Genomic DNA, 14,645 nt, shown 5'->3' on the forward strand with positions numbered 1-14,645 from the left:
ATGACATATCAAGATACGCTTAATTGGATGTTTTCTCAACTACCAATGTATCAGAAGCAAGGTAAATCAGCTTTTAAAAAAGATTTATCTAATACTTTAAAACTTGCAAAGCATTTAAACAATCCTGAGAATACGTTTAAATCTATTCATGTAGCCGGAACTAACGGTAAAGGGTCTTCTAGCCATATGCTAGCGTCAATCTTACAAGAAGCTGGATATAAAGTTGGATTATATACTTCACCGCATTTAAAAGACTTTAGAGAACGTATTAAAATAAACGGACAAGAAGTAAGTAAGCAGTTTGTTATTGGTTTTATAAAACGAAATAAAACCTTTCTTGATGCTAATAAGTTGTCTTTCTTTGAGATGACCGTAGGAATGGCTTTCGATTATTTTGCAAAACAACAAGTAGATATAGCTATTATAGAAGTTGGGTTAGGAGGACGTTTAGATTCTACAAATATTATCTCACCAGAAGTTTCTGTTATAACAAATATAGGTCTAGATCATACGCAGTTTTTGGGTGATACACTCGAAGCCATTGCTTTTGAAAAGGGAGGTATTATTAAGCCTAACATTCCTGTTGTTATAGGGGAAACTCAAAAAGAAACAATGCCTGTGTTTAAAGGCTTAGCTAAAAAGAATAAATCTGAAATTACTTTTGCTGATACCGAAGTTATTGAATTATATAAGTCTGATTTAATAGGTAGTTACCAATCTAAGAATATCAAAACAGTAGTTCAAACTATTAAAATAATTCAAGAGAAAGGGTATAATATTTCAAAAGAAAATATAAAAGAAGGTTTAAATAGTGTTATTCGAAACACAGGTTTATTGGGTCGTTGGCAAGTTTTAAATGAAAAACCTAAGGTAGTTTGTGATACAGGTCATAATAGGGAAGGTTTAAATTATGTAATGGATCAACTCTTAAATGAGAATTACAAATCGTTACATATAGTTTTTGGAGTCGTAAGTGATAAAGATTTAAGCTCAATTGTAGATGTTTTACCTAAAAAAGCTACATATTATTTTTGCAAACCCAATATTCCCAGAGGAATGGATGCAGAAGCTTTAAAGCAAAAAATGTTTGCTCAAAACATTAAAGGAGATGCTTATAATTCTGTAAATGAAGCTTATAAAACAGCTTTTCAAGCTGCAGAAAAAGATGATTTCATTTTTATTGGAGGCAGTACATTTGTTGTTGCAGAAATAATTTAAATTTTTATTGAAAAAGTTTTTGCAATATTAAAAACTAGGTTATATTTGCAGTCCAATTTAGAGGGCGCGTAGCTCAGTTGGTTCAGAGCACTTGGTTTACACCCAAGGGGTCAGGGGTTCGAATCCCTTCGCGCCCACAAAAAATCCCAAAGCAAATGCTTTGGGATTTTTTTATGAATATATTTTTCAAGATGAAACATTACGTTTATATTCTTTATTCAGTATCATTAAATAGGTACTATGTTGGTTCTTCCGAAGATGTTCAAAGTAGATTGGGAAAACATTTAGAAAATCACAAAGGATTCACAGGAAAAGCTAAAGATTGGGTTTTAAAGTATACAGAAACTTATAATTCTAAAAGTGAATCTATAAAGCGTGAGCTTCAAATTAAGAAATGGAAAAGCAGAAAAATGATTGAAAAATTAATTGATAAAAACTAAGTTGGTTCAGAGCATCCCGATTTTTCATCGGGAGAGTCAGGGGTTCGAATCCCTTCGCGCCCACAATATTTAAAAATCCTGATAATTTTTATCAGGATTTTTTTATGCATAAAAATTAAAAATATATGAAGTTTTTTTTCTATTTTTAAGAAAGCTCTCGTCTATGATAACTAGTGGTATAAAAGAAATCTACAAAGAAATATTTAAATCTCATGACACGCCTTCACTTAAAAAACATATTGAGAAAATAATAGAATTAGATGCTTACTTACCTTACAGCTCTACATTTTTCTGTATTACTAATACCCAGAATTTATCTTTTGAATACATAAGTAAAAGCATGAACGCTTGTTTAGGTATTGATAATATTGAATTAAAATCAAAGGGTATGAAGTACTTTTGGAATAGAATACACCCCGATGATTTAAATATATGGATTAATGCTTTAGATGCTTTAATGAATTTTACCTTGGATAAAACTTCTATTCTTGAAAGAAGTAGGATGAGTTATACTTGGAATTATAGATTTAAAGATGGTAACGGAGATTATGTAAATATTGTTCAAAATACAACACCATTAGAATTTGATAGAGAAAATAAACCTATTATTGGTTTAGCGCATTATACAGTACTGTCCTCAAAAATTGAAATGCAAGTTTGTGCTTCAGCAAAGTTATTAAATGCTAATAATGAATATGAAACCGTTTATTTTAATAATTTTTCTCAAAAGTTACTTTCTGATAATATAAGCAATCGGGAGCGCGATATTATTAGGCTTTTACTTTTAAATTATTCAAGTAAAGAAATTGGGTTAAGCCTTGGTATTACCCCAAATACTGTTGATACACATAGAAGAAATATTCTTAAAAAACTAAATGTATCTTCAACTGGAGAACTAATAGGTATGCTTAAAACAAATAAAAATATTATTTAAAAAGACTAAATACTCAAATTGAGTATTGCATAAATGGATTATAATGTGCACCTTTACAGTGCTATTAATTAGTTCTTAGGGAGAATTATATTAAATGAAGTGTCAGTTTGAAGTTTTCAGACTGGCATTTTTTTATTTAATTAAATGCCTTAAATAAGGTCTAATAGTCGTTCTAAAGCCATGCCTCGAGATCCTTTTATTAATATGGTATTGTTTTTAATTAAAGAGAAGTTGTAATCATTTTTAAAAGCTTTGAATGATTCGATCTGAATAGCCTTTTCTGAGTGAATTTTTGACTTATAAAAGTTCTCACCAACTAATATCACTTGGCTAATATTTAGCGTTAATGCTAAGTCTACAATATTTTGGTGTTCAATTATTGCATCATCACCAAGTTCAAACATATCGCCAAGAATAGCTATTTTATTTCCGGGCTGTTTTTCGAAATTTAATAAGGCAGCTTGCATGCTTGTTGGATTTGCATTATAAGCATCTAAGACAATTTTATTAGAGGCTTTATCTATGATTTGAGAACGATTATTTGATGGTAAATAGTTTTCAATACCATTTTTTATATCTGAATCTTTAACTTTAAAATAATTTCCAATAGTTATTGCAGCCGCAATGTTATTAAAGTTATAATCACCAATAAGTTGGCTTTGTATGTTTTGGTTGTTATAAAGACACTTAACAAAAGGTTGTGCTTCTTTAAAAGCTATTAAAACATCAACTTTACCAATTTTATTTCCGTAAGTATAACGCTTAGCGTTTTTAGTTTTTTCAACTTGAATAGCGTCATTGGTATTAACGAAAATGTGTTTGTTGTGAGAAATTAAAAACTCGTACATTTCGCTTTTGCCTTTTATAACCCCTTCAACACTACCAAAACCTTCTAAGTGTGCTTTACCAAAATTTGTAATATAGCCATAATCTGGCTTGGCTATTTTGCATAAAAATTCTATTTCTTTTTGATGATTAGCACCCATTTCCACAATGCCAATTTCTGTTTTAGGAGTCATTGATAGTAAAGTTAATGGTACGCCTATGTGGTTGTTTAAATTACCTACTGTTGCCGTTGTATTATATTTTTCTGATAATACTGCATTAATTAGCTCTTTTGTAGTTGTTTTACCATTGCTACCAGTAAGTGCGATTATAGGTATATTTAAATGCACTCTATGATAAGATGCTAATTCTTGAAGTGTATTTAATACATTGTCAACAAGTATTGTTTTGTTTGATGTGTTAAATTCAGCTTCATCAATTACAGCGAATTTTGCACCACTTTTAAGTGCATTTTCAGCATAATTGTTTCCATTAAAATTATCGCCTTTTAAGGCAAAGAACATGTCGCCCTTTTTAAGTTTTCTAGTGTCTGTACAAACAGAACTGCATTCTGTAAATAAACTATGTAAATCTTCTATTCTCAAAAATATCTATTTTTATTTCCTGAAATAAATGTAAATAAAAAAGTCCTAACATTAGCTAGGACTTTTTTTATTATTTATAAACTATAATTTAGTTTTTCTTTTTTTGTTTTCCTTTGCTTTTTGATCCAACTCTCGACATTGCACATCTAAAACCAATGTAATCTGTTGCCATATCTTGAGGGAAGTAGCGTCTTTGTGCTGGGTCTAACCAGTATTCTCTATCTTTCCATGAACCACCTTTATAAACTCTAACTTCGTCATTAATTAAAGATGTTCTTCTGTCTGATTTGTCGTATTCTTTAACAATATTTCCTAATGAATCTCTAGTAATACTTGGTTTAGGAGCATTGTACATTTTGCTAGTATTCGATTTTGCAATATTTTCTTCATCTTCTCCAAAACTTTCATAGTTTCTAGATGAACGTCTATCTCCATCTCTAAAGTTTCTAGCATCACTTTTGTCAAAATTCGTTCTTTGGAATGTTTCATTATCATCAACAGGAACTTGAAGAATTTCACCAGGTAAATTTCTAGCTACAACTTTTCCATTAGATAATGTGTCATAAACAATATTGTCAGAGGTAACAACTTTCACAGTACCATCTTCATTTAATGCATTTTTTGTATAAACGTTTCCACGATAATAGTTGAAATCATTAAATTCATCATCTACTATAGGTCTGTAAACATCAGCAACCCATTCAGCAACATTACCTGCCATATCATATAAACCAAAATCATTAGGATCGTAAGATTTAACTTCGTTTGTAATATCAGCACCATCATCAGACCATCCTGCTATACCACCATAATCACCTTTACCTTGCTTAAAGTTGGCCATTTGGTCTCCACGAATTTTTCGTTTACCAGAACGTGTATACTGTCCATCCCAAGGGTATTTTTTACGCCCACGATATAAATTATAACTTCTTAACTCACTTAATCCTAAAGCAGCATATTCCCACTCAGTTTCAGTTGGTAGTCTATATTTTGGTGAAATAATTCCAGTTTCACGAGTTGCGTAAATCCCAGATTCATTACCATCCTCATCTACTCTAATGTTTCTATTTCCTCTACCTTCTGGTCTTGTAATTTCTTCATTACCACCATAAGTTTCAGTTGGAGCATTAATATAAGTATCTGTACTAAATGTTTGTTCTGAATCTACATCTGTAATTTTAGCACCACGTTTTATGTAGCCAGCTTTTTCTAAATTGTATTCGTTAACACGGTCCGAACGCCAGTTAGCAAACTCAACAGCTTGAATCCAGCTAACACCAACTACAGGATATTCTCCATAACCTGGATGACGCAGATAGTTATCTGTCATAACTTCATTAAATCCTAAACGGTTTCTCCAAACTAAAGTATCTGGTAAAGCACCATGATAAATAGCTCTAAAATTTTCTTCAGATGGTGGGTAAACGCGTTTAATCCAATCTAAATACTCCATGTACATAGCATTGGTAACCTCAGTTTCGTCCATGTAAAAAGATTGAACATGTTGTTGATTTGGAGTATTATTCCAATCATGCATCACATCGTCTTGTACACGACCTTTAGTGAAAGTTCCACCTTCAATAAAAACCAATCCAGGAGAAGTCTCTTGTTCTTTAAAATCTGTATTGTACTGGAAACCACCATCTCTATCGTTGATGTTCCATCCAGTAGCTCTAGAGCTATTTTTTGAACTCGAAGATTTTTTACAACTAGTTGAAGTCACTACTAGTGCTAAAACTAATAAAACCTTGAATGCTACTACTTTTTTCATATCCATACTTTTAAGTAAGCTAATAATAATTTTGGTGCTGCAATATAAGAATTAAACCTAATAACACAAGCTGTTTTTTGCATTTTAACCAAAAAATAGTGTATTTCGTCTTGTTTTTATGTATTTCAACGATGATTTAGACGCTTTACACTATCGTTTTGTGTTGTATTAACGTGGGAATTACTAATTTATTATTGTATTTTTGAATCTGTTTTTAAAATTGTTGTTTTTTTAATAATAACAATGCCTTAATGACGTTATTTTAACAATGAAGAAGAAAATTTTAATTTTACTGTTGATGATTTCGACAGTTGCCTTTGCGCAGCAAAAACAATATACTATTGTTTGGGGAGAATCTCAAAAACTTTCTGGGGATAGTTTTTCATTTGAAGTGCCTACGTTTAATCAAGAGTATTTTAATTATGATTTAGAAAAAGGTCTTTTGTTAATTGATCAATGGGAGAGTAAAACTGATGTTAATGAATCTTCGGCTTCTTTAACTAATGTTGTCTATAAATCTATTTCAAAAGCAGAGTTAAAGGATTTAGATTTAAATAAAATTCCTAAAGGGATTAGTTTTAGCCTTAAAAATTCAACTTCTAGAAATAAAAAATACACATCTCTCGTGTTATCTCCCATTATTAAGGACGAAAACGGAAACTTTAAAAAGATTTCTTCGTTTAAATTGAATTATAAAAATGGTTTCGCTTCAAATATAACCTCTGCTTTTGCAAAAAATAATGGTACAAGAGTTATTTCTAATTCAGTTTTAAGTTCTGGAGAATGGTATAGGTTTTATATAGATACTACAGGTGTTTTTAAATTAACAAAAAGCTTTTTGCAAGATTTAGGGGTTAAAGTTAATAATGTAGATCCAAGAACTATCAAGTTATATGGTCATGGAGGAAGCATGATTCCATTTTCTAATGCTGAAGTTTACCCTTACGATACGCCTGAAAATGCAATAAAGTTTAGTGGAGAAGCTGATGGTGTTTTTAATGATAACGATTATATATTATTTTATGGGCAAGGGCCAAAAGGGTATGATGAAGTTAGTAGAACGCATTTAAATTGTTATACTGATAAAACATATTATTATATTAATGTTAGTTCTGGAAACGGAAAACGTATACAGCCTTTTAATCAACCTACTGGAACCGTTGATATGGTTGTTGATACTTATGATGATTATCAGTATCATGAAATTGACACCTATAATTTAATCTCTTTAGGTAGGCGTTGGTTTGGAGATAAGTTTGATGTTGAAACTAATAAGGAATTTGAATTTGATTTTTCAGATTTAGTAATTACCGAACCAATAAGCGTATCTGTTTTAGTTGCTACAGCATCTAGTAGTGATAGCCGAATGAATGTAAGTGTTAATGGAACAAGCGTGTCGACATTGAGTATTCCTGGGGTTTCAACACCAAATTTAGCTAATGGAGCAAATTATTTTGGGAATTTAAATGTTAATTCATCAACAATTAAGGTTGGTCTTGAATTCAATAATCTAGGAAACCCAAGTGTAGTAGGTTATTTAGATTATATTGCTATAGAAGGTAAACGGCAATTAAAGTTTAAAGGAAATCAGTTTCAATTTAAAAATAAAGAAGTTGTGTCCGCTTCAGGAATTGCGCAATATACTATTAGCGATGCTTCAAATCTTAATGAAATTTGGGATGTTTCAGATATTTATAACGTTTCAAATTACGAAAATATAGATAATGAATCAACGGTAAATTTCACTTCTCAATTAGGAACATCAAAATCTTATGTTGCAGTTTCTTCTTCAGATTATTTTTCAGCAAAAACAGACTCAAAGACAACGATTGCTAATCAAAATATTAAAGGAACCATTTTTCAAAATAATCAAGGAGATTTTCAAGATATAGACTATTTAATAGTAACTCCAAATAATATGTTTACTCAAGCAGAACGTTTAGCCCAGATTAATAGAGATCAATATGGATTAAATGTAAAAGTAATTGGGTTAGATGAAATTTATAATGAGTTTAGTTCTGGGAATCAAGATATTGGGGCAATAAGAAATATGGTTAAATATGTTTATGATAATGCGAGTGCTCCAGAAAATAGAGTAAAGTATTTATGTTTGTTTGGAGATGGGTCTTATGATTACAAAGATAGAATTACCAACAATACGAATGTAGTCCCGTCTTGGTATTCGTATAATAGTTTTAGTTTGGCAACTTCATTTGTTTCTGATGATTTTTATGGAATGATGGATGATAATGAGGGTACAATGGTTTCGAATGATAAATTAGATATTGCAGTAGGCAGAATTTTAGCTGATACTCCACAGCGAGGAAAGGAAATGGTTGATAAAATTGAGTCCTACTATACAAAAGAAGCTTTTGGAAGTTGGCGAAACAATTTTGTGGTTATTTCAGATGATAATGATAGTAAGTTATTAGGTTTGTTGCAGGAAACTACAGATGAAATAGGAGATTTAGTTTCTCAAGAAAAACCTTTTATTAATGTTGTTAAAATCCATGCCGATGCTTTTCAGCAAGAGTCTTCAGCTGGTGGAGATAGATATCCTGTTGTTACTACAGAAATAGTAAATGCTATGGATAATGGTGCATTAGTTGTTAATTATTTTGGTCATGGAGGTGAAGAGGGCTTAGCAGAAGAACGATTTTTTTTAAAAACGGATATTACAGAACTTCGAAATTTTTCTAAATTAAACTGTTTCGTAACAGTTACATGTGAGTTTACTAGGTTTGATAATCCGTTTAGAGAAACAGCCGGTGAATTTACATTTTGGAATACAGAAACAGGAGCCGTAGGATTAATTACTACAACCAGACAGGTATTTGTGAATTTTGGGATTACTTTTAATAAAGAATTAGGACAATATTTGTTTTCATATAGCGATGATGATACTTATAATGATGATGAATACCCGACGATAGCCGAAGCTTTAAGATTGGCAAAAAATGACCCATCAATTTCTGGGAACAGTCAGAAAAATTTAATATTTTTTATAGGAGATCCAGCTATGAAATTGGCATTTCCAAAGCCTAATATTAGACTTACTGAACTTAATGATAACCCTATAGCAACAGCAACAGATACGCTTAAAGCTTTAAGCTACGTGAAATTAGCAGGTGAAGTTACAGACCAAGCCGGTAATTTGTTGAGTAGTTATAACGGTACATTATCAACCACTATTTATGATAAAGATATTGATAGGCAAACTATAGCTAATGATGGGATTAGTGATGCAAGTGGTGTTATAAAATTAGATTTCACGACCCTTGGTGAAATTATATTTAGGGGGCAAGCATCGGTTAAAGATGGGGAATTTGAATTCGATTTTATTGTACCAAAAGACGTTGGCATACCTGTAGGTTTTGGGAAAGTTAGTTTTTATTCAAAAAATGTGGCTTTAACAGAAGACCAAACAGGAGCAAATATAAATACTGTTAGGATTGGAGGTTTAAATGAAGATGCTCCAGAAGATAATACTGGGCCAGTGATTACACTATATATGAATGATGAGAATTTTGTAACCGGTGGAATTACTAATGAATCTCCTACGCTTTTAGCTAAAATGGAAGACATTAATGGTATTAATACAGCAAGTGGTGTTGGTCATGATATTGTTGCTATTTTAGATGGCGATGAAACAAATCCATTTATACTGAATGATTATTATCAAACAGAAGTTGATGATTATACAAAGGGAATTGTAAGTTTTCCGTTTAGAGATTTAGAACCTGGTTTGCATACCTTAACTGTAAAGGCATGGGATGTTTACAACAATTCTTCAATATCAGAAATACAGTTTATTGTTTACGATGAAGATCAAGGTTTAGTTATTAATAATGTACTTAATTACCCAAATCCGTTTGTAAATTATACAGAATTTTGGTTTAATCACAATAGTTCGGAGTCTTTAGACGTTTCAATACAAATATTTACTGTGTCAGGAAAGTTGGTGAGAACCTTAAACGGTCAAACTGTAGGTGGAACAAATATTACTAGTTCATTGTCTAGAGATATGGTTTGGGATGGAAGAGATGATTTTGGTGACAAAATAGGAAAAGGTGTTTATGTATATAAACTAAAGGTGCATTCAAACTTATTGAATAAAACCGTCGAAAAAATAGAGAAACTTGTTATACTGTAATAAAAAATTATATTTGTTAAATAAAAAGGAATTCATGAAGAATCGAATATTACTATTATTAGCGATAGCTTTTATTTTTAAAAGTAATGCGCAAGAGACTGTTATTGTACCGTATGAGAATCAAAGTAGTGTAATTACAACAGGAATCCCGTTTTTGCTTATAGCATCAGATGCTCGTGCAGCAGGTATGGGAGATATGGGGGTTGCAACATCAGTTGATGCATTTTCACAGCAATGGAATTCCTCAAAGTATGCGTTCTCGGAAGCTAAATCTGGTATAGGGGTAAGTTATACTCCGTATTTAAGTAAACTAGTAAACGATATCTTTTTAGGTAATTTTACTTATTATAATCGTCTTGATGAACGTAGTGCATTTGCTGCAAGTTTAAGGTATTTTTCATTAGGATCTATAGAGTTTGTTGATGGACCAGATGATACACCAAGAGAGCAAAAACCTAATGAGTTTTCGCTTGATGCCTCTTATGCATTAAAATTAAATGATCAATTTTCAATGTCTGTACTTATGCGTTATTTGCGTTCAGATTTAAGAATTCAAGGTGTAGGTGGTGATATTACGCCAGCTAGTACTTTTGGGGTAGACCTTTCGGGTTATTACCAAAGTGAAGAAGAAGCCTATTTAGATTTTAATGGTAGATGGAGAGCAGGTTTTGCTATTCAAAATATTGGTCCTAAATTTAAATATGATGAAGGTGGTGAAGAAAACTTTCAACCAACAAACTTGCGTTTGGGTACTGGTTTTGACTTCATTTTCGATGATTATAATAAAATATCGGTAACTGCTGAAGTTGCTAAGTTATTAGTTCCAACACCTCCTCAACTAGGTTCTGAGATTGTTTTTGATGACCTTAATGGTAACGGAACCTATGAGCCAGAGGACGATAATTTAATAAGCGAAACAGAGAATGTAATTTATAAAGGCCAATCTCAAGATGTAAATTTCCTTTCAGGAATGTTTCAATCTTTTAGCGATGCACCAGGTGGATTTAGCGAAGAATTAAAAGAATTTACATGGGCTCTAGGGGCAGAGTATGTGTATCAAGATTCATTTGCGTTTAGAACAGGATATTTTAATGAAAGTGAAGATAAAGGTGCTAGAAAATTTTTAGCATTAGGTGCTGGTTTTAAGGCAAATGTGGTCAATATTGATTTGTCTTATCTGTTTTCGGCATCTAAAGTGCAAAGTCCTCTAGAAAATACTTTACGCTTCTCTTTAACCTTTAATTTCGGTGCAGGAGAATATATAGAATATTAAAAGTTATAATTTAGATTATATTTAAAACTATTGCTTTTTAGCAATAGTTTTTTGTTTATAATTGTTTCTTAAATTTATTGAATACATTTGAGTATGAAGGAAATAAAAATTGAATCGACATTGTATGTCTTTGAGAGTTTAGGCGAACTACCTAAAGAGGTTTTATTCTTAATGGAGAAGGCGGTTGAAGCTAGAGAAAAAGCCTATGCGCCATATTCAAATTTTCATGTTGGAGCAGCCATTCTTTTAGATAATGGTGAGGTAGTTTTAGGTAGTAATCAAGAAAATGCATCATATCCTTCAGGTTTATGTGCAGAGCGAACTGCTATATTTTATGCTGGTTCACAATTTCCAAAAGCAAAAATAGTTAGAATGGCTATAACTGCAGGTTCAAAAAAAAGTAAGACAACAAAACCCATACCGCCATGTGGAGCTTGTAGACAGTCCATAGCAGAATACGAAACAAAGCAAGATGCTCCAATAGAAATTTATTTTATGGGTGAAATTGGAAAAATTGTTAAATCAAATTCACTTTCTAATCTTTTACCTTTAGGCTTCGATAAATCTGTACTTTAGAAATTCTATTTAAGAAATAATAGTTTTTGCGCAAAAAAATAATAATAAACTAAATAAACACGAATACAGTTCTAATTTTTTATTTTTTTTATATTTTAGTGATATTGTGTTTTTGCAATACATAACAAAGTGTTACTTTTGTATTCCGCTAATTTTTTAATAATAGTTATCAAATAGTATTCAATGAAAAAAATTACAAAAGAGGTTTACCTTAATTGGTATGAAGAGATGTTATTCTGGAGAAAGTTTGAAGATAAACTAGCCGCAGTATATATTCAACAAAAAGTAAGAGGGTTTCTTCATTTGTATAATGGTCAAGAGGCCGTGTTAGCGGGAGCTTTACACGCAATGGACTTAACTAAAGATAAGATGATTACTGCTTATCGTAACCACGTTCAGCCAATAGGTATGGGAGTAGATCCTAAACGTGTTATGGCAGAATTATTTGGAAAAGTAACAGGAACTTCTAAAGGTATGGGAGGATCTATGCATATTTTCTCTAAAGAATTTAGGTTTTATGGTGGTCATGGTATTGTTGGAGGTCAAATTCCTTTAGGCGCAGGTATTGCTTTTGGTGATAAATATCATGGAGTTGATGGAGTAACATTATGTTGTTTTGGTGATGGTGCTGCGCGTCAAGGATCATTACACGAAACATTTAACTTAGCCATGCTTTGGAATTTACCAGTAGTATTCGTTTGTGAAAACAACGGTTATGCTATGGGAACATCTGTTGAAAGAACAGCTAACCATACTGAAATATGGAAACTAGGTTTAGGATATAATATGCCTTGTGGTCCTGTAGATGGTATGAACCCAATTAAAGTTGCTGAAGCTTTCGATGAAGCTATTACAAGAGCACGTACAGGTGGCGGTCCAACATTTTTAGAATTAAAAACATACCGTTATAGAGGACATTCTATGTCTGATGCTCAGCATTATAGAACAAAAGATGAGGTAGAAGAATACAAGAAGATTGACCCTATTACGCAAGTAAAAGAAGTTATTCTTGAAAAGAAATATGCTACTGAAGATGCTATTAAAGAAATTGATAAACGCGTAAAATCACGTGTTGCAGAATGTGAGAAATTTGCTGAAGAATCTCCATTCCCAGATAAGCAACAACTATACGATATGGTTTACGAGCAAGAAGATTATCCATTCATTCAACACAAAATATAAGTTATGGCAATAGTTGTAAATATGCCGCGTTTAAGCGATACCATGGAAGAAGGTACCGTAGCTGCTTGGTTAAAAAAAGTAGGAGATAAGATAGAAGAAGGAGATATTTTAGCTGAAATTGAAACAGATAAAGCTACTATGGAATTTGAATCTTTCAACGAAGGTACACTACTTCATATTGGTGTTCAAGAAGGCGAAACTACCAAAGTAGATGAGCTTTTAGCTATAATTGGTGATGAAGGTGAAGATATTTCAGGTCTTTTAAGTGGAGGCGGTAACGCTTCTGCGGAAGAAACAGTAGAACCTGAATCAAGTTCTGAAACTCCTGCCGAAACTACAGATGCTCCTGCAGCGAGTGCAGCATTACCAGAAGGTGTAATAGTAGTTACTATGCCACGTTTAAGTGATACTATGGAAGAAGGAACTGTGGCAACATGGTTAAAGAAAGTTGGAGATACGGTTGAAGAAGGCGATATTTTAGCTGAAATTGAAACAGATAAAGCAACCATGGAATTTGAATCGTTCCAATCAGGTACTTTATTAGAAATAGGATTAGAGGTTGGAGAATCAGCAAAAGTAGATTCGTTATTAGCAATTATTGGCCCTGCAGGAACAGATGTTTCTGGTGTGGCAGCTAATTTCTCTGCATCTGGAGCTCCGGCGAAAGAAGCGCCAAAAGCAGAAGCTAAAGAAGCGCCTAAAGCAGCTCCTGCAGCAGCATCGGCTCCTAAAAAAGCTAGTGCCCCTGCTCCAACACCTGTTACAGAAAATGGTAGAGTATATGTATCGCCTTTAGCTAAAAAATTAGCAGAAGAAAAAGGAATAAACTTAACAAAAATACAGGGGTCTGGAGAAAACGGACGTATCGTAAAACGCGATGTTGAGAATTACGAGCCTGCAGCTTCGGCAGCATCAGCTGGTAAGTTTGTGCCTTCTGGCCAAGAAGATTTTGATGATGTTGATAATTCCCAAATGCGTAAAGCAATTGCTAAGGCGTTAACAAACTCTAAGTTCTCTGCACCACATTACTATTTAAGTGTAGAATTCGATATGGAAAATGCTATAGCATTCCGTGCACAATTCAATTCTATTCCAGATACTAAAATTTCGTATAACGATATTGTTGTTAAAGCTTGTGCTTTAGCATTAAAACAACATCCTCAAGTAAACTCGCAATGGTTTGCAGATAAAATGCGTTTAAATAATCACGTTCATGTTGGTGTTGCAGTAGCAGTTCCTGATGGATTAGTTGTGCCAGTTGTGCGTTTTGCAAACGAGCAAACATTACCACAAATCGGAGCAGCAGTTAGAGATTTGGCCGGTAAAGCTAGAAACAAAAAACTAACGCCAGACGAAATGCAAGGCAGTACGTTTACCGTATCTAACTTAGGTATGTTTGGTATAGATACTTTTACATCTATTATCAACCAACCTAACTCGGCAATTCTTTCAGTTGGAAATATTGTAGAAAAACCAGTTGTTAAAAACGGTCAAATTGTTGTTGGTAATACTATGAAATTATCTTTAGCATGCGACCATAGAACAGTTGATGGAGCAACAGGAGCTCAATTCCTTCAAACATTAAAAGGATATATTGAAAACCCTGTGACTATGTTAGTATAATTAATTCCCACGAAAGTGGAAATCTTATAATAAAAACTAAAAACC

Annotated in this window: 10 protein-coding genes and 1 tRNA gene; 9 read left to right on the top strand and 2 right to left on the bottom strand. The window is 32.4% G+C overall.

The annotated features are described in order from the left end of the window. The 4 genes from SJY43_RS06680 to SJY43_RS06695 all read left to right on the top strand — a co-directional run bounded on the left by SJY43_RS06680 (position 1) and on the right by SJY43_RS06695 (position 2,592). Complete coding sequence (locus SJY43_RS06680; RefSeq protein WP_396603071.1) at positions 1–1,218, top strand: bifunctional folylpolyglutamate synthase/dihydrofolate synthase; 1,218 nt, start codon at positions 1–3, stop codon at positions 1,216–1,218. Between the two features lie 62 nt (positions 1,219–1,280). Then, positions 1,281–1,355: transfer RNA gene (locus SJY43_RS06685), tRNA-Val, on the top strand. Positions 1,356–1,409: 54 nt separating this feature from the next. Then, positions 1,410–1,658: a GIY-YIG nuclease family protein gene (locus SJY43_RS06690; RefSeq protein ID WP_396603072.1), complete on the top strand. Its 249-nt coding sequence runs from the start codon at positions 1,410–1,412 to the stop codon at positions 1,656–1,658. A 163-nt stretch (positions 1,659–1,821) separates the two neighbouring features. After that, complete coding sequence (locus SJY43_RS06695) at positions 1,822–2,592, top strand: LuxR C-terminal-related transcriptional regulator (protein ID WP_396603073.1); 771 nt, start codon at positions 1,822–1,824, stop codon at positions 2,590–2,592. A 149-nt stretch (positions 2,593–2,741) separates the two neighbouring features. Here SJY43_RS06695 and murF read toward each other — a convergent pair whose 3' ends face one another. Both murF and gldJ read right to left on the bottom strand, forming a co-directional pair. Beyond that, positions 2,742–4,022 carry a UDP-N-acetylmuramoyl-tripeptide--D-alanyl-D-alanine ligase gene (gene murF / locus SJY43_RS06700; RefSeq protein ID WP_396603074.1) on the bottom strand — a complete coding sequence of 427 codons (1,281 nt, stop codon included), beginning with the start codon at positions 4,020–4,022 and terminating at the stop codon, positions 2,742–2,744. Between the two features lie 88 nt (positions 4,023–4,110). Continuing rightward, positions 4,111–5,799, bottom strand: a complete 1,689-nt coding sequence (gene gldJ / locus SJY43_RS06705) for a gliding motility lipoprotein GldJ (protein ID WP_396603075.1) — start codon at positions 5,797–5,799, stop codon at positions 4,111–4,113. A 262-nt stretch (positions 5,800–6,061) separates the two neighbouring features. Here gldJ and porU point away from each other — a divergent pair, with 262 nt between their 5' ends. The 5 genes from porU to SJY43_RS06730 all read left to right on the top strand — a co-directional run bounded on the left by porU (position 6,062) and on the right by SJY43_RS06730 (position 14,600). Further along, positions 6,062–9,946 carry a type IX secretion system sortase PorU gene (porU, locus tag SJY43_RS06710; protein ID WP_396603076.1) on the top strand — a complete coding sequence of 1,295 codons (3,885 nt, stop codon included), beginning with the start codon at positions 6,062–6,064 and terminating at the stop codon, positions 9,944–9,946. A gap of 34 nt (positions 9,947–9,980) precedes the next feature. Beyond that, positions 9,981–11,219 carry a type IX secretion system outer membrane channel protein PorV gene (gene porV / locus SJY43_RS06715; RefSeq protein WP_396603077.1) on the top strand — a complete coding sequence of 413 codons (1,239 nt, stop codon included), beginning with the start codon at positions 9,981–9,983 and terminating at the stop codon, positions 11,217–11,219. 93 nt (positions 11,220–11,312) lie between these two features. Beyond that, a complete protein-coding gene (cdd, locus tag SJY43_RS06720) occupies positions 11,313–11,795 on the top strand; it encodes a cytidine deaminase (protein ID WP_396603078.1) in 483 nt (160 codons plus the stop codon). 183 nt (positions 11,796–11,978) lie between these two features. Continuing rightward, entirely contained in the window at positions 11,979–12,977 is a 999-nt protein-coding gene (gene pdhA / locus SJY43_RS06725; RefSeq protein WP_396603079.1) for a pyruvate dehydrogenase (acetyl-transferring) E1 component subunit alpha, read from the top strand. A gap of 3 nt (positions 12,978–12,980) precedes the next feature. Beyond that, positions 12,981–14,600, top strand: coding sequence for a pyruvate dehydrogenase complex dihydrolipoamide acetyltransferase (locus SJY43_RS06730; protein ID WP_396603080.1), 1,620 nt, complete (start codon positions 12,981–12,983; stop codon positions 14,598–14,600). The last annotated feature ends 45 nt before the right edge of the window (positions 14,601–14,645 follow it).

Origin of the sequence: Algibacter sp. R77976 (genome assembly GCF_044594645.1) — a bacterium.
Classification (GTDB): Bacteria; Bacteroidota; Bacteroidia; order Flavobacteriales; family Flavobacteriaceae; genus Algibacter_B.